The sequence below is a fragment of the Nocardiopsis prasina DSM 43845 genome (genome assembly GCF_000341265.1).
In the GTDB taxonomy this organism is placed as follows: domain Bacteria; phylum Actinomycetota; class Actinomycetes; order Streptosporangiales; family Streptosporangiaceae; genus Nocardiopsis; species Nocardiopsis prasina.
This window is the reverse complement of the sequence record NZ_ANAE01000153.1, coordinates 22687-45119: the sequence shown is the minus strand read 5'-3', so window position 1 is coordinate 45119 and position 22433 is coordinate 22687. Positions and strand designations below refer to the sequence as shown.

Genomic DNA, 22433 nt, shown 5'->3' with positions numbered 1-22433 from the left:
TGGTTCCGAGTCTCCAATAAACCCGGCACGAGACACCTTGACCAGGACCTCTTTGGGCCCGGGGGCGGGTTTGTCGACCGTCTCGACCTGCAGCGGGTGGCCGGGGACATGCAGACGGGCAGCGTTGATCTTGGGCATGGGCCGAACTCTAACCATCACTGTGGCCACAACGGGCGTCACCGATCGTGGTGATTCTCTTCACTTTCAGGACTGACCGGCGGCGTACTTACCCGCAGGTCTAGTTGTCCTGTTCTCGGGTGTTCGGGAGAACCACACTCCCACAAGGGGGTGAAGCGTTCGTAGGGTGCACACGCTCGCCAAGCGAACGCGGCAACGTGTGCGGCGGGGGCGGAACGGGCGGCGTCCGGGCTGACTGCCGTCCACACGCTGGCGGCCAAGCGCTCCTTCGCGGCGCGGTGAGACCGAGGTCGAGGCGACCTGGGTTCCCTCCCCGCTGAACACGCCGGAGGCGATGGCGGAGTACGAGCGCAACGCCGAACAGCCCGAAGGTCCTCCCGCTCACCAGGGTTGAGGCGAATCCAAGCCGTTGGCTGCGTGTCCTGCTCGCCGCCGTTCCCGTACTTGCGGTTCTGAACGAACGGCGCGTCCGGTTCGACACGGCCGTTCCGCTCCGGTACCGCACGACTCGGGATGATTACATGGAGTATCCATACTGGTGCTGACAGTGGCTCCGCTGGCGTCTCGCAGCCAGAGATACCGGCAGGTCACAGATGGGATGAGTCATGCAGGACGACACCAATCGCGGTCAGATTCCGCCCCAGCGTGTGGGCCGGGTACTCCTCGGGGCCCTGGCCGCGACAGCGGTCGCCGTCCTCGCTACGGGCTGCCCGGGATCGGGCTCGGGCGGTGGTGGCGGAGGCGGGTACGGGTCAACCAACGGGGAGACCCACTCCGAACAGTCCGCTCCGAACGCTCAGCGGTGAAGGGCTTTCCTCATCCGCGTCGCCCGGCTCCTGATGGATCGTCGCTTCGGCGTACCCGCTGAGAACGTTCCGCTCCTCGCACTCGTGGAGCCGGGGCCGACATGAGTTTCGCCCGCGTGTGAGCGGACCCGGGGAACCTCCCTCCGGGAACGGGTTCAGCTTGTGCAAGCGGAGTCGGACAAGCGTTCCCACTGGGTGGTCGTGGTGACCAGGGCCGCGGACCACAACGCTCCCAGGGCCCAGCCACCCAGAACGTCGGTGGCCCATGCCACACCGAGGTAGGCAGCCAGGGCTCCGGCCGTGCCTGCCCAGAGCAGGGACACGGTCCAGTAGATCACCGCGCGAACCCAACTACGCGCCCGCCCGCTCGCAAGACAGGCCAGGACACTGGCCACGGCCATCGTGGTCGCGACCTCGAACGCGGGAAAGGACCCACTGGTGGGCCCAGCGGCGAGGGCACATGCCGGTGGTGGCCCGGAACGCCCGACCAACGCGGCCACCACCAGAGCGCTGCCCGCAGCACCACTCCATGCCGCCAGGGCCAGGACCACGTTCCGGAGGCGCCCCCGCAGCAGAAGGGCTCCGGCGACGGCGACGCCCAGGGAGCCCCACACACCCGTGAGACCGTGGACCGGGACGACGAGCGAGGTCAGGGCACCGTCTCGGTGCATGGCCAACCAGTGCAGGATCGGTCGGTCGACTCGGACGGCCTCCTCGCCGACGATGACGTCCTGGAGCACCGCGCCGAAGAACCATCCTCCGGTCACGATGAACGCCACCCCTGCGGTCAGTTGCAGGCCCAGCACCGTGTGCGGTTGGAATCTGCGGCCCAGCCACTGGACCTGCCGGTCGTAGCGTGTGAGAACCGTTCGCACGCCGGGTCGCTCCACCTGGCGCCCGACCCAACCGCGCACGCGGTCGGGGTGTCGGGCGATCCATCGGGCGAGGACCACAGTGAACAGGACCACGGCTCCGGCGAGCAGCACCAGGATCACGGCCGCACCGAAGATACGCTCCACATGCTGCCAGGACTGCCCCGCGAGGTATCCGAGCAGGGTCACGGACGTCGCCCACACCGCACCCCCCAACGCGTTCCAGACGAGGAAGCGCCGGTATCCCAGACCGCCAGCGCCCGCCAGCGCCGGGACGAGGGCACGCGCGAACCCCACCCAGCGGCCGAGGAACACCGCGTGGCCACCGTAGCGCTGCACGAACCCCTCAGCGCGTTCCCAGCGGGCGGTACCGATCATGCGGCCGAGCCTTCCGGTGGTCAGCCGTGGCCCCAGGCCACGACCGACGAGGAAGCCGACGGTGTCCCCGGCCACGGCTCCGACGATTCCACAGGCCGCCACTACCAAGGGATCCGCGTGGCCCAGGCCCGCTGCCGCTCCGGCGACCAGCAGCCCGGTCTCGCCGGGAACCACCAGTCCGACGAAGACTGCTGACTCCAGGAACGGCAACACGAGGGCGACTGAGTAGATCACGCCGACCGGTACGGTCAGCAGCCACTGTTCCCAGTCCCCCACCCCGCCCCCATCCTGTGCCACGACGGGGGCCAGCCGTCGCGCGGCTCGGGTACCAACCCCGGTTCTCGTATCCGCGTCTCACCGACACCCAGTGCATCGCCCGACCTCGTGACGCAGGACCATGTTCATGCTCGCTCTGGCCTCGTCCTGTGAGCGACACACACGCGCGATCAGCGGGCGAAACTCGATTCACCCGGGCAGGGTCCGGGGATGCGTCGGCTCTTTCGTGTGTGGGGCCCCGCGACGATGGCTCAGACGTGGAAGGGCACGGTGGTGACGACGATCTTGGGACGTTCGCGCAGGGCGTGCCTGAGCCGAAACGCCATCCGGTCGTGGAGGACCCGGTGCCACCAGCGCCGGGGCACCACCTCGGGCAAGATCACCGTGATCGTCAGGTCCGACCGCTGTTCGCGCAGCGCCTCGATGTAGTTCACCAACGGCGCGATGATCGTCCGATAGGGGCAGACCACCACTTCCAGGGGCAGATGGTCCCCCCAGTGCAGCCAGTACCCCCGCATCCTCTCCGCCTCCTCCTCGGAGGGGCTGAGGTGGACGGCGAGAACGGGTTGTCGGAGTGAGGCCGCGTAGGCCAGGGCGCGGATGTTGGCCAGATCAAGGGTCTCCACGGGAACGACCGACAGGTGGTGGACCTCCTCGGGGGTCTCCTCCGCCTCCTGGTCCCCCGGCCCCTCCGCGCGGCTCGCCCCCACTCTCGTCTCGGGGCCCGCCTCGTCCACAGTCGCTTCCGCGTCTGGCCGTCCCGTGGGTGTGCGCGCATCGGGTGGACGACGGACCACGCTGATCGGGCCACCCGGGGCGGAGGCCGCGTGGGGTCGCAGCCGCAGCGCACGCCCGACGGCGTCGTAGTGGACGCGGATACGCAGGGCCAGCACGACGAACGCGGCCACGGCCAGAAGCGCCACCCACGCTCCCGCGCTGAACTTGACGATGGCGGCGGTGACGAACACCGCCCCGCACATCACGGCCCCCGTGGCGTTGAACGCGAGGCTCGTGCGCCAGTGCAGGGCTCGTGAGCGCCACCAGTGCACCACCATGCCGGCCTGCGAGAGTGTGAAGGCCAGGAACACCCCGACCGCGTACAGCGGGATCAGGGAGGTCGTGTCGCCACCGAAGGAGACGAAGATCAGGGCGGCCGCGACCGACAGCAGGAGGATGCCGTTGCTGTAGGCCAGTCGGTCACCCATGCGCATGAACCCGCGGGGGGCGTGGTGGTCGCGTGCCAACAGGGACAGGACCCGTGGAAAGTCGTTGTAGGCGGTGTTGGCGGCCAGCAGGAGGATGGCCGCCGTACTCGCCTGAACGAGCACGTACATGGCGCCGGTCCCGAAGGAGTGCCGGGCCAGCTGCGAGAGCACGGTCGCACCCGGTGCCGGGATCGTGCCGGTGACCAGGATCAGGGCCATCAGACCACCGAACAGCGCCAACAGTGTGCCGATCATCCAGGTCAGCGCGGTGCGGGCGTTGCGCCACTCGACGGGCCTGAACGCGGGGACGGCGTTGGTGATGGCCTCGATGCCGGTCAGGGCCGTGGCCCCCGACGTGAAGGCCCTCAGGATGAGGAACAGCGTGACGCCCGTGGTGGCGTTGACCTGGGGCGTGGGAGCCGGGGGGAAGCCACGGAGGGCCGCGTCGACGAGACCGACGACGATCACGGCACCGACAGAGAGGACGAAGACGTAGGTGGGGGCGGCGAAGAGGATGCCCGCCTGGCGCACACCGCGCAGGTTTCCGGCCAGGAGCAGGGCGATGACACCCAGGCCGATGGGCACGGTCGCTCCGCTGAGCGCGGGCAGCGCGGAGGTGATCGCGGCGATGCCTGCGGCGATCGACACCGCGACGGTGAGGACGTAGTCGACGATGAGACCGCCCGCCGCCAGGAGGCCCGGTGCTCGCCCGAGGTTGTGGCTGGCCACGATGTAGGAACCGCCGCCGTTGGGATAGGCGCGGATGGTCTGTCGGTAGGAGAGTCCCACCGCCAGCATCATCAGCATGATCACCAGGGCGATCGGCAGGGACAGGGACAGGCCCGCCACGCCGCCGATGACGAGGATGGTGAGCATCGCCTCGGGGCCGTAGGCGACGGAGGACAGGGCGTCGGAGGACAGCACGGGCAGGGCGACGAGTTTGCGCATGCGTTCACGGACCAGCGCGGTGCTCTTCAGGGCTGGCCCCAGGAGCACGCGGCGCAGGCGATAGCCAGCGCGGCCCGCGGGAGTGGAGGCTTCGTCAGCGGCCGCCGAGGCGAGTGTCGTACGGGGATCTCCGCCGAGTTCGGAGACGGTGACGAAGCGTTCGTAGCGCGGCTGCCGGACCTGGTGGCGCGCCGGGTAGCTCCCCACTGTCGGGTCCACCGGGAGGGCACGGCGCCATTCCTTCGGCTCCCCCGCCACCTGACCCCACTCTCGTCCGATCTGGTGGAGCGCACGGAGTTGTCCGGGGGTGAGATCGGGCAGAAGATCACTCGGGGCAGGTGGGTGGGTCGAGCGTTCCTCCGTCATGCGACCCAGTGTTGTTCATCGAGGCCATGCGGCCTCGCATTTGTGGGACGTCGTCCGGCGGTGTCTGGTCGTGATCGGAACAGGGCGTACGCGTACCGACCCTCGCCTCGGCGGGATCGGCTGTGTCAGCGCCCCGTCCACGATGGTCGCGTCGATGGGGGTTCGGCCGATCCATGAGCTGTGTGCCTCCGCAGCCGCTGGACACGAGCCCGGAACTCGTTGGTACTCCTCGCGGCGCCGAGAAGGCCCAGGATGGTGTGAGCCACGCGCCGCGCATTCGCGAACTGGGCAGGGAGTAGCCCTGATGCACTTCTTCGATGCGCAACAGGCCCGGTTCAGATGCGAGCGCCGATGGCCCCGGCCCCCCGTGACAGCTCGGGCAGCCAGGTGAGCAGCTTCTCCGCGCTGGTGACATCGGTCGTCGTCACCAGGTTGATCGCCCCGGCGAGTTCCTTGTCCGCGTCGTACACCGGCACGCTCAGACTCAGCGCACCGAGTTCCCGCTCGGACTCCGCGAGGTAGTAGCCGTCCTCGCGCACTCCCCGGACGTCCTCCATCAGGTCCCGCTCCCCCTGGGTCCTCCCGGAGGCCAGTGAGGTCTCCGGGAAGCGGCGCACGTAGTCCTCGATCTCCCCGTCCGGCCACGCGGCGAGCAGCACCTTCCCGCCACCGACGTTGAGCGGCACGCGACGCCCGATCGGGAACTGGTACCGGAGGGGGTCCGCTCCACTGACGCGTGCGATGAGGATGCGCTCGTCCCCCGAGCGGACGAACACGGAGGAGGTCAGTCGCGTGGTCGCGGAGAGCTCGGTGAGCACCGGCGTCGCGATCGTGCTCACACGGTCGTTGACCACGAAACCGTGCGCCAGCCCCAGCACCACCGGCCCGAGTGAGTACCCCAGGCGTCCCTGCTGGACGTAGCCGCGCCGCACGAGCTGGTTCACCGTCCGCTGGGTGGTGGCCAGGTGCAGGTCAGCCTCCCGAGCGATGTCGCTCAGCCTCAGCGGACCGCGCGCGCGTTCCAGGCACTCGAGCACGTCCAGCGCACGGTCGAGCGTGCGCCCCTGGTTTCCGCCTCCGGCGCCCATGCTCGCCTCGCCACTCCTTCGCTCGTGTTCCTCGGAAAACTTCCTTGCCCCCGGGCAGTGACCTCGGGGCCCGCCGGACACGGCGATGCAGCTTGCTGTCGCCCTCTCCAAGGTAGCGGAGAGGTTTCCGGCAGGTTGACAGCCGAGAGAGCCACAGGTCACACTCGCTATCAATCAACAAGAGGAACTATCACTCAATGATATCTGGTGGAATGATGAAGGTAGCCGTACTGGGACTCGGCGAAGCCGGCGCGATCTTCGCGGAGGCCTTCGCCGCCGCCGGTTGGCAGACCGTCGGCTTCGATCCCGCGAGCACGGCGCGGACTCCCGAGGGCGTCACCCGGGCCACGTCGACAGCGGAGGCGGTGACCGGAGCGGATGTCGTCCTGAGCCTGGCCACGGCCGCCCATGCGGTCTCCGTCGCCCGCGAAGCCGTGTCCGCGCTGCGCACCGACGCCGTCTACATTGACCTCAACGCGGCCTCGCCGCAGGTCAAGACGCACGTGGCTCGTACCATCGATGGCGCGGCCCGCGTGGTCGACGGAGCTCTCATCGGTTCGGTCGTCAAGTTCGGGCCGAAGGTCAACATCCTCCTCGCGGGACCGGCCGCCGAGGACGCCGCCCTGGCGCTGAGGGCCGTGGGTTCGGACGCCGAGCCGATCGGCGGGACCGTGGGCGCCGCGTCGGGGCGCAAGCTGCTGCGCAGCGTGTTCATGAAGGGGTTGGGGGCACTGATCACCGAGGCCCTGGACGCCGGATCCGCGGCGGGCGAGGAGGAGTGGATGCGTGAGCAGGTGGCCGCCGCCCTCACCGACGGGACCGCCGCACTCCAGCGGCTGGATCACGGGACGCGTCTGCACGCCGTGCGGCGCTCGCAGGAGCTGGACGCCAGCATCGCCCTGTTGAACGAGCTCCACGTGGAAGCCCCCGTGAGCACGGGTGCCGCCGACCGTCACCGGTATCTGGCGCGCGTGACCGACCAGCCCGACGAGCAGCTGATCGACGCCTACACGACGATCCCCACCGCCGCCATCGGGGACGCGCGGGACCGTCTCGGCTTCCTGTCCTCCAGGATCAGGCCCGTCTGGGCCGGGGCGCGGCTCTCGGGACGTGCCCTGACGGTGCAGACGCGGCCCGGCGACAACCGCGCGTTGCACCAGGCCCTGACCGTCGCGCGGCCCGGCGACGTGCTGGTCGTGGACGGAGGGGGTGACGACTCCCGGGCGTTGCTGGGAGAGCTCATCGCCGAACGCGCCATCAACAAGGGAGTGCGCGGGATGGTGATCGACGGCGCGGTCCGGGACGCCGACGAACTGCGCGAACTCGGCTTCCCCGTCTGGTCCGCCGCGATCTCCCCCGCGGGCCCCTACAAGGACGGTCCCGGCCACGTCGGTCGCACCATCGCGGTGGGCGGCGCGGTCTGTGCTCCAGGGGACATCGTGGTGGCCGACGGAGACGGGGTGTTCGTCGTGCCCCGCCTGGAAGCCGAGCGGACCCTGGTCGCCGCCCGGCTCGTCATCTCCGACGAGGCCGAGCGCCGCGAGGCCATCCGGAGGGAACGCGCGTGACGCACCTCCGCCCCACCAGGTCGCTCCCCAGGGGCGACACCCCGCCCGTCCACGGGCACCAGTACTCCCCTCCACCGAAAGTCGACCCATGCCGATCGCGCTCCTAGCCCTCGCGGCGTTCATCGCCGTGATCATCGTGTGGAACGTCGTGTTCAAGCGGAACATGGGCGAGGCCATGCTGCTCGGACTCGTGGTCACCGCCCTGTTCGCCGGAACGCAGGCCCCGGCGTACCTCCTGGGCGGGCTGACCGACGCCCTCACCCACGACGTGCTCTTCGCGGCCCTGGCCTTCGTGTTCATGGCCTACCTCATCGACGTGACGGGCCTGATCCAGAAGATCCTGGCCATCCTCAACTCCGCGTTCGGGCGCGTCCGGGGCGGTCCCGCGTTCATCGACACGGCCGGATCCGCCGTCTTCGGGGCCCTGTCCGGGTCCAACTCCGCGAACACCGCCTCCAGCGGGTCCTTCACCGGCCCCTGGATGGTGCGCACCGGGTGGTCCCCCACGCGCGCGGCCACCGTGCTCGCGGGCAACGGCGGGATGGGCGCGGCCCTGCCGCCCAGTGCCTCGATGGTCATCATGATCGGCTTCGCCGGGGGGATGGTCACCACCGGCCAGGTGTACCTGGGTCTCCTGATCGCCGGGCTGTACCAGATCCTGTTGCGCATCGGCCTGGTCACGTACTTCGTCCGCCGTGACGGAGTCCCCAAGGTGGACGAGCACGACCTTGTGCCGATGCGTACGTCGCTGCGCCAGGGCGCCGGCGCGCTGACGATCTTCCTCGGCGCCCTCATCCCCATCGTCCTCACCGTGGGCCCCCTGGCGACCTACCTGACCGAGTCCACGCCCCTGGGCGACGCGGTCGGCGACATCTCACTGCTCACCTGGATCCCCATCCTCATCATCGGCTTCTCGCTCATCGCCGGACGGGACCGTCTCCCACGAACGGTGCGCGACTGGTCGCGCCTGCTGGACGGTGCCCTGCCGAGGTTCGCGACCATCGGGGCCCTGCTGTTCTTCGCGATCGCGGCGAGCGAGATCCTGGGGCGCCTGGGCCTGGCGGAGGACGTCAACGTCATCCTGGAGTCCCTGCCCGTCGGTTCCGCCGTGATGGTGGTCGTCGTCGGCCTGGTGGTCACCCTGGTCGCCGGTCCGCTCTCGTCCACGGCCACCCTGACGGCGGTCGGCCAGATCTCCTTGCTCGCGCTGGTGGGCGTGGGGGTCGACCCGCTCCTCGCGATCATCGCGATCCTGGTGTTCGCCTCCACCGAGGGGGCCTCCCCTCCCGCCTCCGGCTCGATCTTCGTCGCGGCGAGCCTGACCGGGGCACGGCCGGAGAGCACCTTCCTGCCACTCATCGTCTACTACATGATCCCGATCTTCCTGATCGGCTGTCTGATCGGTTGGGGCGTCCTTCCGATCCTGGGGGTATGACCGTGCTCGCACTCAAGCCCAGAACCTTCGGCGTGGTCCGCGCGCTGTTCAAGATCGGTCTCGTCTGCTGCCTGGCGCTCGGAGCGCTCCTGGTCCTGGGACAGATGGCCGGAGTCCTCGTCCAACGTCCGGAGTGGGTGACCGGCGCCTCCGACCTGCTGTTCGTGCCGAGCGTCGGCGCGGCGGCGGCCTTCGGTGTCCTCGGCTTCATCGGCAACTACCTCACGCCGCAGGAGTCCGAACCCGGGGAGGACGGAGGGGCCCGGTACGGCGGGACGGGGCCCACCGGCCCCGCCCCGCCGACGCGTCGGCCCGCTCAGCGTCAGGGTGATCGCGCGTGCTTGCGCAGGGCCCCGCGCCGTTCGACGACCCGACGGGATCCCCGAGGCAGCCGTGCCCGGTTCGGACGCCTGACGACAGGGCGGGCGCCCTTGGGAAGCGAAGTCGCTTCCCGAACGGCGGGAGGCTCAGAACGCGGAGGGTGCGACCCCGGTGAGCCGTTCGGAGACCTGCCAGACCCGAGCGGCCTCCTCCGGGCTTTTCAGCCGACTGTAGAGCCTCTGCTCCGCGGGCGGTCCGCCCAGGTGGCCGGGGCCGGCGGGGCCGTAGAACCCACCGCCCACGGCCTCGGGCGAGGTCGCCGCGTACAGGGCCGGGAGCGGAGCGCTCTCCACCGTTCCGACGAGGATGCCCCGTGCGGACATCGCCCGGATGACGCGCACGCCCAGGGTGTCCCGGTCACGACCGATCTCGGGACGGGCGCTCAGGAGGCTGGTCGGAGCGACCCCCGGATGCGAAATGTTGCTCGTGATGCCCCACCCCTGGTCCCTGCTGCGCCGGTCCAGTTCGAGGGCGAAGAGACCGAGCGCGATCTTCGACTGGCTGTAGGCGTGCCCTCCGTTGTAGGAACGCTCCCAGTTCAGGTCGTCCCAGTTGATCGAGTTCCGATCAGCCGAGACGCTGAGCTGGGAGGTCACACGTGCCCCGCCCGCCCGGAGCAGTGGCATCAGGCGGGCCACCAGAGCGAAGTGTCCGAGGTGGTTCGTGCCGAACTGGAGCTCGAAGCGATCCTCCGTGCTCTGTCGTTCCGGAGGCGTCATCACCCCCGCGTTGTTCACGAGCAGGTGGATCGGCCGGTTCTCGTGGCAGAGCCGCTCGGCGAGGGCCTCGACCGAGTTGAGGGAGGACAGATCCAGGGAGGCGAGCTCCACCTTCGCGTGGGGCACCCGCTCGCCGATCCACGCGAGAGCGGCCTCGCCCTTGCCCTGGTTCCGCACAGGAAGAACCAGCTCCGCTCCGGCCTCGGCCAGGCGCAGGGCCAGGTGCAGCCCCATTCCGTCACTCGCGCCGGTGACCAACGCACGTCGGCCGGACTGATCGGGAACGGTGAACTCGGGTCGTTGGCGGGGCATGGGTCGTCTCCAGGGCCGATGTGATGGGTTCCGATCCCCAGGTTCGTCTCTCAGCGGAGGCGGGACAAGGACTCGCCGAACCACGGCTCGCCGAGCCCCCCTTCGGGGCGCAGAGGTGGATCGACGGGCCGTGGTTCACCGAGCGCCGAGACGGTAGACACGAGGAAGGACACCGAAAGAAGGACAGTCGTGATCGATCGCACCGGGCTGGCCGGGTTCCTCCGCCGCCGCCGAGAGTCCCTGCAGCCGGAGGACGTGGGACTCCCCCGCGGACAACGCAGGAGGGCCAAGGGGTTGCGGAGAGAGGAGATCGCCTTCCTCTGCGCCATGTCGACCGACTACTACGCGCGGCTCGAACGCGCGCGCGGGCCGCATCCCTCAGAGCAGATGCTCGCCTCGATCGCCCAGGGGCTGCACCTGTCGCTCGACGAACGGGATCACCTGTTCCGCCTGGCCGGGCACAACCCGCCCGTTCGGGGCGCGGACACCGAGCACATCAGCCCGGGGCTGCTGCGCGTGTTCGACCGCCTCGGGGACACACCGGCGGAGATCGTCACCGAACTCGGGGAGACGTTGCGGCAGACCCCGATGGGGGTCGCGCTCACCGGCGCCACGACCCGATACGAGGGGCCCGCCCGCAGTTCGGGGTACCGGTGGTTCACCGACCCGGCCGCACGGTCGCTCCACGCTCCCGAGGAGCACCGGTTCCTCACCCGCATGTACGTCGCGGGCCTGCGCGAGATCGCCACTCTGCGCGGTCCCGGCTCACGCGCCGCACACTTCGCCGACCTGCTTCTGGAGCAGAGCGCGGAGTTCCGCCGGGTCTGGGAGGACCACGAGGTCGGCATCCGCCCGCATGGGATCAAACGTTTCGTGCACCCGGAGGTCGGCCCGCTCGAACTGAACTGCCAGAGGCTCCTCGACCCGGACCAGGCCCACTCGCTGCTCGTCTACACCGCCGTCCCCGGCAGCGAGAGCCACGAGAAGCTGCGCCTGCTGTCCGTGATCGGCCCTGGAACACTCCGCTGACCCTGGCTGGACGGCGGCCCCGGCGTCGCCCCGCGTCCGCCGGGGTCGCCGGGGCCGGGGCCGGGGCCGGGGCCACGAGGCCAGGAGACCGCGGCAGGGCGACGGCGCAGGCCCTCTCAGCCGTTGAGTGCGGTGCCGGAGTACGTGATGCCGAGTCGTCCGGCCAGTTCGTGGGCGCCGACACCGTACGTCTCCCGGATCCGTACGCCCTCGGCACCGACCTCGAAGACGCCGTAGTCCGTGTAGACACGACTGACACACCCGACCCCGGTGAGCGGATACGTGCAGTGCGGTACGAGTTTCGGTTGAGCCGAGCGGGTGAACAGGGGCATCATCACGTGGACGTCCTTGGCACCGATGGCGAGGTCCATGGCACCGCCGACAGCGGGAATGGCGTCGGGTTCACCCGTGTGCCAGTTGGCGAGGTCGCCCTGGAACCCCACCTGGTAGGCGCCGAGGACACAGACGTCCAGGTGCCCGCCGCGCATCATGGCGAAGGAGTCGGCCTGGTGGAAGTACGCCGATCCGGGAAGCTCGGTCACCGGGACCTTGCCCGCGTTGGTCAGGTCCGGGTCGACGGCGTCGCCCTCGGCCCTCGGCCCCATGTTGAGCATGCCGTTCTCGGTGTGGAGCACCACCCCTGAGCTGGCTGGCAGGTGGTCGGCGATCCTGGTGGGCTGCCCGATCCCGAGGTTGACGAAGGCTCCGGCCGGGATGTCGGCGGCGAGGACGGCGGCCAGCTCGTCCATCGACAAGGGATGGTCGGCCCTCATCGGCGCTCCGGTGTGCGGGTTGCTGGAGTGGGTCATCGTGCCCCCTGGACGGTGTAGCGACGGGACTCCACCTGGACGATCCGGTCGACGTAGATGGACGGGGTCACGACGGCCTCGGGGACGAGTTCCCCGGGCTCGACGATCTGATCGACCTGCACGACGGTCGTCGTCGCCGCCGTGGCCATGACCGGCCCGAAGTTCCGTGCGGTCTTGCGGTAGGTGAGGTTGCCCAACGTGTCCGCTTTGTTCGCGCCGATCAGGGCGTAGTCGCCCTTGATCGGGTACTCCAACAGGTACCTGCGACCGTCGATCTCACGTTCCTCCCTGCCCTCGGCCAGAGGTGTACCGATCGCCGTCGGGCAGTAGAAGGCACCGATGCCGGCACCGGCCGCGCGCATCCGCTCGGCGAGGTTGCCCTGCGGCACCACTTCGAGTTCGATCCCTCCCGAACGGTAGAGACGGTCGAAGACCCAAGAGTCGGCCTGCCGGGGAAAGGAGCAGACCACCTTGCGCACCCGGCCGGCCGCGAGCAGCGCGGCGAGCCCGACCTCGCCGTTGCCCGCGTTGTTGGACACGATCGTGAGGTCCTTGGCTCCCTGGCGGATGAGCGCCTCGATCAGATCGAACGGCATACCCGCCAGACCGAAGCCGCCGACGAGGACGGTGGCCCCGTCCTCGACCCCGGCCACGGCGGCGTCGGCGCTCTCAGCGACTTCCGCGCGGCTCATCGGACCCGCTCCGTGGCATCGCAGTTCTCCAGTACGACGGCCAGCCCCTGGCCGACCCCGACGCACAACGCGGCGACTCCGTAGCGCTGCCCCGACTCCCGCAGGACCTTGGCCAGGGTGGCGAGGATACGACCACCGGAAGCGCCCAGCGGGTGTCCGATCGCGATGGCCCCGCCCTTCTGGTTGACGATGGCGGGATCGATCCCCCAGGCGTCGAGGCAGGCCAGCGCCTGCACGGCGAAGGCTTCGTTGAGTTCGACCGCGCCCACCTGGTCCCAGCCGATCCCGGCTCGGGCCAGGGCGCGGTTGGCAGCCTCGACCGGGGCGTAGCCGAAGTTCTGCGGCTCCAGCGCCATGACGCCCCGGCCCGCGATGCGGGCGATCGGGTCGGCCCCGATCGCGTCCGCGGCCCTCTCACTGCCCAACAGCACCGCGGACGCGCCGTCGTTGAGGGGACTGGCGTTCCCCGCGGTGATGGTGCCGCCCTGCTCCGGTGAACGGAACACCGGCTTGAGTGTGGCCAGTACTTCCGGTGTGGATTCGGCTCGGACGCCTTCGTCGCGAACCAGGTCGGCCCCTCCCACCGGTGCCACCAGGTCGTCGTAGAAGCCCGATTCCCAGGCCTGGTGGGCGAGTCCGTGAGAGCGTGCGGCGAACCGGTCCTGACGCTCGCGGGAGATCCCGAAGCGTTCCTGGAGTAGTTCGTTGGCCTCACCGAGGCCGACCGTCCACTCCTTCGGCATGCGCGGGTTGACCAGACGCCAACCGAGCGTGGTCGACACCGCGGTGACGTCGCCGACCGGGAACGGCCTCGCCGATTTGGGCAGCACCCACGGCGCCCGCGTCATCGATTCCACACCACCGGTCAGCACGACCTCGGCGTCGCCGGACTCGATCGTCCGGCTGGCCGTCATCGCCGCGTCGAGGCCGGAACCGCACAGTCTGTTGACCGTGGTGCCCGGGACACTGACCGGCAGTCCGGCGAGCAGCGCCGCCATGCGGCCGACGTTGCGGTTCTCCTCTCCGGCTCCGTTGGCGTTGCCCCACACCACATCGTCGATCGCGGCCCGGTCGAACCCGGGCACCTTGGCGAGCGTCGAGGTGATCGCGGCCGCGGCCAGGTCGTCAGGGCGGACGCCGGCCAGCGCGCCGTTGAAGCGACCGAACGGCGTCCGTGTCGCGGCGTACAGGAATGAACTCATGCCAACGACGCTAATCCCTGAGCGCGATATCCTGAAGTACTCATATCCAAGGCTATTGATATGGACCAGATATGGATCTGCGTCATCTCAGGTACTTCGTGGCGGTGGCGGAGGAACGCCACTTCGGTCGGGCCGCCGAGCGGCTTCACATGGCCCAACCGCCGCTCTCCCAGCAGATCCGCCAACTCGAGGCGGAACTCGGTGTCGAACTGCTGTACCGCACGACACGTCGCGTCGACCTCACGGAGGCCGGTCGGGTCTACCTGGATCTGGCGCGCGGGATTCTCGCCGACGTCGACAAGGCGGCCCACCACGCCCGCCTCATCGCCTCCGGCTCCGTGGGCCACCTCGCGCTCGGATGTGTGGGATCGGCGACGTACAGCCTCCTGCCGACGCTCTCCCGTCGGCTTTCGGTCGAACTCCCGGGGGTCGACTTCTCCTTCCGGGGCGACATGCTGGGCCCCGACCAGGTCGAGGCACTGCGCAAGGGAACGATCGACGTCGCGTTGCTGCGTCCCCCGGTGGCCGATCGCTCCATCATCGTGCACACACTGCGTCGGGACCGGCTGGTCGTCGCCCTGCCGGTGAACCACCGCCTGGCCCAGCGCAGACGTCTGCGCGCCGAGGACCTCGCCAGCGAGGACCTGATCGTGCACTCCGCCGACCGCCGGTCGGTGATGTACGACATCGTCCTGGGCCTGCTACGCGACGCGGGCGTCGAGCCACGCATCCGCCACGAGGTCGGCGAGACCTCGACTCTGGTCACTCTGGTGGCCGGGGGCCTCGGTGTGGCGGTCGTGCCCGAACCCGTCACGGCGCTGGAACTCCACGGCGTCGCCTACCGGCCGCTCACCGGGGCCGACGCGCACGTGCAACTCGCCGTCGCCCACCGCGCCGACCGTTCCGAGCCCCACCTGGCCCGTACCGTGGAGATCATCCGGGCGACGGTCTGAGAGGTCCGCGGACCGCCCCCACCGGAGGGACGCCGCCCACGCGGGCACGGAAGGGGCACCGGCCGGTCAGTGCGTGAGCCGCCCCCGGTCACCGCGGCTTCGATCGCACCGCGGCCACCGGCGTCGTTCTCCGCCAAGGTCGCCGGGACGACCGGCAGCAGAGTCCCCGCGCCTCGGCACCCAGGCTCTCCTGGTCAGGGCCGCCTCCGACTCGGATCGTCGGCTCCCTGCCGACTTCCACTGGGTTCCCGGGTCTGATTCCGAGGGGCCGGGCGTCGCCAGCAGTTCTCTGGGGTGCCCGCAAGCGAGGTACGATGTGGTCGCCATGTGAACAACTGGAACACATCACGTCAGGGGCGCCGGAGTGGACATCCAAGCTGTAGACCGCGTGGGAATGATCCTCGCACTGTTCGGTCCGCATCGTGAATCGGTGACGTCGACCGAAGCCGCCGACCTCATCGGCCTCAATCGCACGACGACCTACCGCTATCTGACGTCCCTGGTCAACGCCAACGTGCTCGACCTCCGCGATGACCGCACGTATGTTCCCGGGCCTGCGCTCGTGCAACTCGGCGCCTTCGCTCTCGGCCGACGCGACATCCTGCGCCTCGCCGTGGACCCCATGCAGACCCTCGCTCGCGACACCGAGATCACGGCGGTCCTGTCGCTCTGGGGCTCCTCGTCACCGGTCGTGGCCCACGTCGAGGAACCTCCGCGCCGCGAGATCGTCGTCTCCGTGCGAGTGGGCATGCAGTTGTCGACCGCCGCCGCGCAGACCGGCATCTTCCACACCTTCATGGCCGACGCCCCCAGCGTGGCGCGGGCCTCGCGGCAGCTCCCGCCCGGGGAGCGTGAACGGATCGAGCGCCTGGTGCGCGAGACGTCCGAGCGCGGTTACGCCGCGCAGGTCAGCACCCGGGGCATTGCCGTGCTCGCCACTCCCGTGTGGGACGAGCACGGCCTCGCGGCGTCACTCGCGCTCCTGAGCACCCGCGACGTGCTCGACGTACACGCCGAGAGCGTCGAACTCGCTGCGCTCCGGAACGCCGCGACCACGATCTCCCAGTCGCTCGGCGCCGGGGACTGACCCGGTCAGGTGCGTTCCACCAACGACTCCCCCTGACCCGGGCCCCTCGACGCCCGACCGATTCGTTCGACGTTCCCGAGCCGTCCGTAGGTCGGACCGGCCAGGCGCGACGCCGGGTCGATCATCGCGGTGTCGATCTTGAGGCCGTCCAACGCCGACGAGAGCACATGGAACCGCACGACCTCACCCACTGTGAACTGCGCACCGGCCCGGCCGAACTCCACCACGCGCGCGAGCCGACACTCCAGGCTCACCCGCGCCGCGGCCAGCCGGGGCACGCTCACCACGTCGCTCGGCTCGGTCCCGAGTCCGAGGATCTCGGCTTCGTCGACGCCGGGGGGATGGACCTCCCCCGACTCGTGGACGTCCCTCCAGTGCTCCCAACCAGGGATGTTCACGACATACTCGCCCCGCTCCGCGATGTTGCGGGCCGTGTCCTTGAACCCGCCCTCACGGCGACCGATGTTGATTCCGACCATGGGCGGATCGTTGGACACCATCGTGAAGGCGCTGAACGGCGCCAGGTTCGCCGCACCGTCGCGACTCACGGAGGTCACCCACGCGATGGGGCGGGGAACGACGCAGCCCGTGAGCAGTCGGTAGTTCTCCTGCGCGCTCAGCCCCGAGGGGTCGATCACGGTCATGTCATCAGGCATGGTCGGCGGCTTCCTGACGGACGGCGGCACGGTCGAAGTCGTTGATGTCCTGGATCAACGAGTCGTCGTACAGGTCGGCGGGGTCCACCGGCTCGGTGAGCTCGCCCGCGTCGAGCAGGAAGTCCACGTTGGCCTGGAGCGCCCGCTGATCGATCGCGCCGTACGGGTCGTCCTCGGCACCGAGGTTGGCCAGTCGCGCTTCGAGGACGGAGACCGACGACGCGACGGCGACGTCGTCCTCGAGGCCCGAGGGGCGCGCTTCGGGGTGGGCGTCGAAGAGCAGCTCGATGGCGGCTTCGGGGTTCGCCTCGCTGAAGACCACGCCCTTGGCGATCGCGCGTCCGAGCTTGACGTAGAGCTCGCGGTCCTCCTCCAGGTCACTGGTCCGGGCCGCGAGTCCGCCGCTCGTGAGCTCGTCGGTACCCGGCACCTCGATCTCGCGCAGCTCGATTCCCTGGTTCTCAAGGACCTGGAACGACGTGTCCAGCAAGGCGAGTGCGTCGACCTGGCCGTTCTCCACGGCAGTGGCCTGCTGGCCTCCCGTCCCGATCGCGACGAAGGTCACCGAGTCCTCCGGTACCCCCGCCTCACGCAGACCGACCTGGGCCTGTGTGACCGAGGCGCTCGCGAGGCTGATCGCGCCCACCGTCTTGCCCTCGAGGTCCTCGATCGACGTGATGTCGCTGTCCGCGGGGACCCTCAGACCATAGATGTTGTCCTTGTAGTAGGACATGAAGTAGGTCAGATCGAGGTTCTTGCCGGGCTCACGGCCCAGGATCACCGGTTCGGGGCTCACGGCCCCGGTGGCCACCTGCCCGGTCGCGATCTGCTGGACCTGGGTCGTCGCGGAGTCGGCCAGGATGATCTCGACGTCCAGGCCCTCGTCCTCGAAGTAGCCCATCTCCTGGGACACCGCGATCGAGGCGATTCCCGCGTTCCAGGTCGGGGTCGCGAGTGTCATGGAGACCTGCTGGTCGCCACTGTCGCCGCTCGACCCTCCGCAGGCCGCGAGCAGGGAGGTGAACATCAGTACGGCGCCGCCCTGCAGCACCTTGCGAGACACACGTGTCGTGGCCATGGGTTGTCCTTCGGTTTGAGGGGAGTCAGTTGGCAACGGAGCGGGCGCGGTTCTCTTCGGACCAGAAGGCGAGTCGCCGCCCTCCGAGGACGACCGCGTAGTGCAGCACGAGACCGATGGTCGAAAGCACGACGAGCGCCGCGAACATGGTGGCCACGTCCAGCGAGGTGTTGCTGGCGATGATCAGGTAGCCGAGCCCGGCCTGCGAACCCACGAACTCCGCGACGATGGCACCGATGACCGAGAGCACGACCGCCACGTCGAGACCGGCGATGATGCTGGGGATGGCCGTCGGCAGGCGCAACCGCGTGAGAACCTGCAGACGCGTCGCTCCGAAGGAACGCATCATGTTCACCTGGTCGCTGCTGGTGGAGTTGAAGCCGAGCGTGGCGTTGACGAGGATCGGGAAGAACGCGATCAGCGCCGTCGTGAGGATCTTCGACTCCATGCCGAAGCCGAACCAGACGAGGAACAACGGCGCGAGGGCCACCTTCGGCACGGTTTGCAGCACGACGACGATCGGCAGAACGATCTTCTCGGCCAGACGCGAGGAGCTCACCCACACCGCGACGAGCAGTCCGGAGACGACGGCGATGCCGAAGCCGTAGATGATCTCCTGCAGCGTGACCCAGGTGTGGCGCAGGAACGGCCCGTCGGTGAAGCCCTCGACGAGCGCCTGGACGATCCGGGTGGGCGCGGGGAAGAGGATCACCGAGATGTCGAAGGTGCGGACCACCACTTCCCAGACGGTCAGCAGGATGAGCACTGTGGTGCTCGACAGCAACCAGCCTGGAAGGTCGGAGAGCCGGCGACGTGTCTCGGTGTTCCCGGCCTCGCGTTCCACTGTCAGGGTCTGCCTGGACGAGGAGGAGTTGGATGCGGTCATGGAGTGGCCACCACTTCGGCTCTGTCAAGAACGGTTCTGATGCGACGCGTGTAGTCGCCGAAACCGGCAGTGCTCACGACGTCGAGGGTGCGCGGGCGCGGTAGGTCGATGTCGATGACCGCGCCGACGCGACCCGGACGCGGGGTCATCACCACGACGCGATCGGAGAGGAGCACTGCCTCGGAGATGCTGTGGGTGATGAAGACGACCGTCTTGCGGTCCCTCTCCCAGATCTCCAGCAGGTCCATCGTCAGCTGGTCGCGAGTCATCGCGTCCAGTGCGCCGAACGGTTCGTCCATCAGCAGGATCCTCGGGTCGTGCAGGAGGGCCCTGGCGATCCCGACGCGTTGTTGCATCCCACCGGACAGCTGGTAGGGGTGACTGGTGGCGAAGTCCGACAGTCCGAGCATCTCCAGGAGCTCGTGCGCCCGGCCTTCGTCTCGCCTGCGCTGGGAGCGCCCCTGAAGAATCGAGGGGACGAGCACGTTGTCCAGAACCGTGTTCCAGGGCAGCAGGAGCGGCTGTTGGAACACCATGCCGGTCATCGCCGACTCGTTGCGCGCTTCGGCGCGGTACCTGATGCTGCCCTCGGTCAGCGGTTCCAGACCCATGATGAGCTTGAGCAGTGTGCTCTTGCCGCATCCGCTCGGTCCGACGATGGAGACGAACTCACCGTCGGCGACATCGAAGTGGAAGTCGTCGACCGCGACTGTTCCTCCGCGATAGTGCTTGCTGACATGGACGAAGTTCATGACTGGCTCACGCATGGAGCGACGCCCTTCCCGTGTGGTCCTCGTTGGCCCGCATGCGCCTGACGGCACTCACGGCGGCCTCGGCGAGCAGTGTCGTGTCGGCGGCGCCGACGAAGAAGTCCAACGCCAGTTCGCGAGCGCGGGCGGCGCCATCGGGGCCTCCCGCCGCCCCTGCGGCGATCCCGTGCCTGCGAGCGGCGGTGACGATGGTGAGATCGGCGTCGCTGACGGCACGGCCGGCGTCGAGTCCGAGGTCCGCGGCCCCGAGGAGGAGTCCGGTGATCCCGTCGACCGCGGCGATGTCCTCGACGGACTCCAGCGCGGCGAGTGACTCGATCTGGGCGATGACCTCGACCGGCCGGGACAGGTAGTCGGTTCGCGGGCCCTGTCCCCACGCTCCGGCACGCGAGGTCGCGCCGGAGCCGCGCCGCCCCTCAGGAGCGAATCGCGTCGCTGACACGACCTCGGCCGCGGCCTCAGGACCGTCGACGTGGGGAACGACGATCCCGTCGGCCCCGGCGTCGAGCACCCGTTGGACGAAGGACGGCCCCTGGTCGGGAACCCGCACGAGCGCCCGCATGCCGTGCGCCTGGCCGACGGCGATGTGCCGGGCGATCGCCGACATGTCCAGCATCGTGTGTTCGGCGTCGACGACGATCACTTCGACACCGGCCTGGGCGAGGATGGCCGTGGACTCCCAGGTGTCGAGTTTGACCCAGGCGGCCCACCGCGTGCCCTCGGATCCGTTCACGCGGCTCATCGGAGTGCCTCCGGCACCGGGTAGTCCGCGGCGTTGAGCACCCAGCCCGGACGTCGCGAGAAGTCCTCGCGCGGCCCGGCGAAGATGTCGACCATGCGGTTCTCTTCGGCTCCGANNNNGGGATGATGGTCAACGACGGCCCGCCGATCTCACGGTGCTGGTCCGAGCGCCATGCGGTGCGGTCGTTTCCCCACGCACGCCGGATGTGGTGGACGTACTCGCCCGCGTCGACGAAGCTCAACTGCTCGAAGTCGTCGTGGGTGTGGGGGGACAGAGTGCGTGGATCCCGAGGACCGACGCGTGGGTACAGCAGGTTCACCATGGCGTGACGGCTGCGGAGGATGCGCCCCAGGCGTCCTTCCTGCGGGGCGATGTCCTCGATGGCGTCGTAGACGCGGATCGCGGCGTCGCCCGAGGGTGCGGGCCAGGGCTCGGCACGGACGCTGAGTCCGAGGCCGTCGGCATAGGCTTCGCCGTTGAGCGCCTGATCCAGCACGTCCGATGTGGCCACCGTGTGCAGACGCAGCAGCCGCAGCGCCCCCTCGGCCTCGTACCGCCAGGGGCCCGGCTGGACCGTGATGACGCTCGTCGGTTCGACAGTGACCACCTCCCCCGCCGTGCGCACCGTGAGGCGGCCCGTGGATGGCAGGACCACCAGCATCGTCTCGTCGACGTCCTCGCGGTCGAAGGTGTCTCCGTCGGCGTGTTCGGCGTAGACGACGACGGCGTTGGCGGCTCGTACCGTCCACAGGCGCCCGCCCCGTCCCGTGGTTCCGGTGGGGTCGAGCTCACTGAAGTCGAAGTACTGCGGTTCGTGCGCGGCGTCGGTGTCGAGTCCGCTCGAAGCGGCCAGTTGGCTGCGTGGGTCACTCGCGAGGTAGGCCATCCTTCAGCGCCCCTCGACCGAAGCGGGCCGTTCGTCATCCAGACCGAGCAGGAAGGCGGCGTTGTGCGAGGTGACCTGGCGGAGCTCCTCGACCGACAGGCCTTGATCGAGCAGGGCCTCACCGACGCGCATGAAGGCGTCGACGGGCATGGGGCGCCCTCGTTGTCCGAGGTCCGAGGAAAGCACCGTGTGGTCGGGGCCGATGGCGCGGATCCACTTGACCAACAGTGCCGGGTCCCACTTGCGAAAGCCCTGGGGGTCGTACATGCCGACCTCGTGCTCGATGTAGCCGCCGAGGGCGGCCAGCTGGCGGCACCGCTCGACATCGGCGTCGACGATGAAGTTCGGGTGGCTGAGGATCATGCGTCGCACTCCGCGCTCGGCGGCGGCGGCGAAGAGCTGGGCCGACTGGGCCGGTTCCAGATGGCCCGCCGAGAGGAGCACGTCCGCCTCCGCCACCAGGTCGACGACCTCGTGGGCCGCGTCGACGAGACGGCCTTCGGCGTCGACCACGTCGACGATGCGGTTGGGGATGTCGTAGTCGGACTCGGGGAAGCCGTGGTGGTCGTTCTCGCAGTGGCAGCGGCTGGAGAAGGTGGGGAACCACACCGCGCGCCCGCCCATCTGTAGCGACATCGCGACCGCGTACGGGTTGAGTCCACCCACCTGGGCGTTGAGAGCGATCCCCCCGAAGATCGGCGTCGCGACGTCGTCCAGTTCGCGGTGCATCGCGAGCAGGTCCATGACGGTGTTGTGGTGGTGCGACTTCACCAGGATTCCCCGCATGTTCAGGCGCTCTCCATCGCGGGCCGCCTCCACGTGATCGAACTCCCGCGAGAAGGGATTCGGTCCCGAGTGGCAATGCAGATCGACGGCTCCGTCGAGTGCCTCCGCGATGGGCGGGAGGGACGTGAGAGTCATAGAGCACACCTCTGAGATCAGGGTCACATGTTCGTATTGAATCATCTATGTTCGGATTGCGACTGTCAAGTGCGGGTGTGGGTTCGCCCCGGCACGGCTCTCGCAGAGCGCTCCTTCGCGGGGCGCGGCCGCGTTCTCGCAGCGTGCGGTACCTGCCTCGGCCGGGAGGGCGCCTCGCGTCGCGATGTCGACGCCCCGCAGCCGAACTCCCCTGCTGCCACCACACTTTG

The 22433-nt window shown here is 69.3% G+C and carries 18 protein-coding genes; 5 read left to right on the top strand and 13 right to left on the bottom strand.

Annotated elements, in window-relative coordinates; all coding sequences use genetic code 11:
• Positions 1 to 1099: 1099 nt before the first annotated feature.
• The 3 genes from D452_RS0117845 to D452_RS0117835 form a co-directional block, all read right to left on the bottom strand.
• Entirely contained in the window at positions 1100 to 2470 is a 1371-nt protein-coding gene (locus D452_RS0117845) for a VTT domain-containing protein (protein ID WP_017545511.1), read from the bottom strand.
• Between the two features lie 251 nt (positions 2471 to 2721).
• Positions 2722 to 4989 (bottom strand): APC family permease, encoded by a 2268-nt coding sequence (locus D452_RS0117840; RefSeq protein WP_026129428.1) that lies wholly within the window; start codon positions 4987 to 4989, stop codon positions 2722 to 2724.
• 335 nt (positions 4990 to 5324) lie between these two features.
• Entirely contained in the window at positions 5325 to 6077 is a 753-nt protein-coding gene (locus tag D452_RS0117835; protein WP_017545509.1) for an IclR family transcriptional regulator, read from the bottom strand.
• 215 nt (positions 6078 to 6292) lie between these two features.
• Here D452_RS0117835 and D452_RS0117830 point away from each other — a divergent pair, with 215 nt between their 5' ends.
• Positions 6293 to 7645, top strand: a complete 1353-nt coding sequence (locus tag D452_RS0117830) for an RraA family protein (RefSeq protein ID WP_026129427.1) — start codon at positions 6293 to 6295, stop codon at positions 7643 to 7645.
• An 88-nt stretch (positions 7646 to 7733) separates the two neighbouring features.
• Positions 7734 to 9080: a TRAP transporter large permease subunit gene (locus tag D452_RS0117825; protein WP_017545507.1), complete on the top strand. Its 1347-nt coding sequence runs from the start codon at positions 7734 to 7736 to the stop codon at positions 9078 to 9080.
• Positions 9081 to 9547: 467 nt separating this feature from the next.
• Here the strand turns inward: D452_RS0117825 and D452_RS0117820 are convergent, their stop codons facing one another.
• Positions 9548 to 10492, bottom strand: coding sequence for an SDR family oxidoreductase (locus D452_RS0117820; RefSeq protein ID WP_017545506.1), 945 nt, complete (start codon positions 10490 to 10492; stop codon positions 9548 to 9550).
• Positions 10493 to 10681: 189 nt separating this feature from the next.
• On the opposite strand from D452_RS0117820, the gene D452_RS0117815 reads away from it, so the two are divergent.
• Positions 10682 to 11521, top strand: a complete 840-nt coding sequence (locus D452_RS0117815) for a helix-turn-helix transcriptional regulator (protein ID WP_017545505.1) — start codon at positions 10682 to 10684, stop codon at positions 11519 to 11521.
• A 116-nt stretch (positions 11522 to 11637) separates the two neighbouring features.
• Here D452_RS0117815 and D452_RS0117810 read toward each other — a convergent pair whose 3' ends face one another.
• The 3 genes from D452_RS0117810 to D452_RS0117800 are packed head-to-tail and all read right to left on the bottom strand — an operon-like array spanning position 11638 to position 14224.
• Complete coding sequence (locus tag D452_RS0117810; RefSeq protein ID WP_017545504.1) at positions 11638 to 12330, bottom strand: CoA-transferase; 693 nt, start codon at positions 12328 to 12330, stop codon at positions 11638 to 11640.
• Positions 12327 to 13022, bottom strand: coding sequence for a 3-oxoacid CoA-transferase subunit A (locus tag D452_RS0117805; protein ID WP_017545503.1), 696 nt, complete (start codon positions 13020 to 13022; stop codon positions 12327 to 12329). The genes D452_RS0117810 and D452_RS0117805 overlap by 4 nt, the downstream gene beginning before the upstream one ends.
• Positions 13019 to 14224 (bottom strand): thiolase family protein, encoded by a 1206-nt coding sequence (locus D452_RS0117800; RefSeq protein WP_017545502.1) that lies wholly within the window; start codon positions 14222 to 14224, stop codon positions 13019 to 13021. Before D452_RS0117800 ends, D452_RS0117805 begins: the two co-directional genes overlap by 4 nt.
• 71 nt (positions 14225 to 14295) lie before the next feature.
• Here D452_RS0117800 and D452_RS0117795 point away from each other — a divergent pair, with 71 nt between their 5' ends.
• A complete protein-coding gene (locus tag D452_RS0117795; protein WP_017545501.1) occupies positions 14296 to 15177 on the top strand; it encodes a LysR substrate-binding domain-containing protein in 882 nt (293 codons plus the stop codon).
• 364 nt (positions 15178 to 15541) lie between these two features.
• Entirely contained in the window at positions 15542 to 16264 is a 723-nt protein-coding gene (locus D452_RS28545) for an IclR family transcriptional regulator (RefSeq protein ID WP_338042026.1), read from the top strand.
• Between the two features lie 5 nt (positions 16265 to 16269).
• Here the strand turns inward: D452_RS28545 and D452_RS0117785 are convergent, their stop codons facing one another.
• The 6 genes from D452_RS0117785 to D452_RS0117755 form a co-directional block, all read right to left on the bottom strand.
• Positions 16270 to 16920, bottom strand: a complete 651-nt coding sequence (locus D452_RS0117785; RefSeq protein ID WP_204366621.1) for a flavin reductase family protein — start codon at positions 16918 to 16920, stop codon at positions 16270 to 16272.
• Complete coding sequence (locus tag D452_RS0117780; RefSeq protein WP_017545498.1) at positions 16913 to 17998, bottom strand: ABC transporter substrate-binding protein; 1086 nt, start codon at positions 17996 to 17998, stop codon at positions 16913 to 16915. The genes D452_RS0117785 and D452_RS0117780 overlap by 8 nt, the downstream gene beginning before the upstream one ends.
• Before the next feature lie 25 nt (positions 17999 to 18023).
• On the bottom strand, positions 18024 to 18884 hold the full coding sequence (locus D452_RS0117775; protein WP_017545497.1) for an ABC transporter permease: 861 nt from the start codon (positions 18882 to 18884) through the stop codon (positions 18024 to 18026).
• Positions 18881 to 19651, bottom strand: a complete 771-nt coding sequence (locus D452_RS28540; protein ID WP_040694128.1) for an ABC transporter ATP-binding protein — start codon at positions 19649 to 19651, stop codon at positions 18881 to 18883. The genes D452_RS0117775 and D452_RS28540 overlap by 4 nt, the downstream gene beginning before the upstream one ends.
• Entirely contained in the window at positions 19644 to 20396 is a 753-nt protein-coding gene (locus D452_RS28535) for an HpcH/HpaI aldolase family protein (RefSeq protein ID WP_017545495.1), read from the bottom strand. Before D452_RS28535 ends, D452_RS28540 begins: the two co-directional genes overlap by 8 nt.
• An 889-nt stretch (positions 20397 to 21285) precedes the next feature.
• Positions 21286 to 22203, bottom strand: a complete 918-nt coding sequence (locus tag D452_RS0117755; protein ID WP_017545493.1) for a DUF6282 family protein — start codon at positions 22201 to 22203, stop codon at positions 21286 to 21288.
• Positions 22204 to 22433 lie beyond the last annotated feature (230 nt).

What these genes read in the sequence shown, in the direction of transcription:
- D452_RS0117840 (WP_026129428.1), bottom strand. Translation starts at nt 4,989, where the DNA reads ATGACGGAGGAACGCTCGACCCACCCACCTGCCCCGAGTGATCTTCTG.
- D452_RS0117835 (WP_017545509.1), bottom strand. Translation starts at nt 6,077, where the DNA reads ATGGGCGCCGGAGGCGGAAACCAGGGGCGCACGCTCGACCGTGCGCTG.
- D452_RS0117830 (WP_026129427.1), top strand. Translation starts at nt 6,293, where the DNA reads ATGAAGGTAGCCGTACTGGGACTCGGCGAAGCCGGCGCGATCTTCGCG.
- D452_RS0117825 (WP_017545507.1), top strand. Translation starts at nt 7,734, where the DNA reads ATGCCGATCGCGCTCCTAGCCCTCGCGGCGTTCATCGCCGTGATCATC.
- D452_RS0117820 (WP_017545506.1), bottom strand. Translation starts at nt 10,492, where the DNA reads ATGCCCCGCCAACGACCCGAGTTCACCGTTCCCGATCAGTCCGGCCGA.
- D452_RS0117810 (WP_017545504.1), bottom strand. Translation starts at nt 12,330, where the DNA reads ATGACCCACTCCAGCAACCCGCACACCGGAGCGCCGATGAGGGCCGAC.
- D452_RS0117805 (WP_017545503.1), bottom strand. Translation starts at nt 13,022, where the DNA reads ATGAGCCGCGCGGAAGTCGCTGAGAGCGCCGACGCCGCCGTGGCCGGG.
- D452_RS0117800 (WP_017545502.1), bottom strand. Translation starts at nt 14,224, where the DNA reads ATGAGTTCATTCCTGTACGCCGCGACACGGACGCCGTTCGGTCGCTTC.
- D452_RS0117795 (WP_017545501.1), top strand. Translation starts at nt 14,296, where the DNA reads ATGGATCTGCGTCATCTCAGGTACTTCGTGGCGGTGGCGGAGGAACGC.
- D452_RS0117785 (WP_204366621.1), bottom strand. Translation starts at nt 16,920, where the DNA reads ATGCCTGATGACATGACCGTGATCGACCCCTCGGGGCTGAGCGCGCAG.
- D452_RS0117780 (WP_017545498.1), bottom strand. Translation starts at nt 17,998, where the DNA reads ATGGCCACGACACGTGTGTCTCGCAAGGTGCTGCAGGGCGGCGCCGTA.
- D452_RS0117775 (WP_017545497.1), bottom strand. Translation starts at nt 18,884, where the DNA reads ATGACCGCATCCAACTCCTCCTCGTCCAGGCAGACCCTGACAGTGGAA.
- D452_RS28540 (WP_040694128.1), bottom strand. Translation starts at nt 19,651, where the DNA reads ATGCGTGAGCCAGTCATGAACTTCGTCCATGTCAGCAAGCACTATCGC.
- D452_RS28535 (WP_017545495.1), bottom strand. Translation starts at nt 20,396, where the DNA reads ATGAGCCGCGTGAACGGATCCGAGGGCACGCGGTGGGCCGCCTGGGTC.
- D452_RS0117755 (WP_017545493.1), bottom strand. Translation starts at nt 22,203, where the DNA reads ATGACTCTCACGTCCCTCCCGCCCATCGCGGAGGCACTCGACGGAGCC.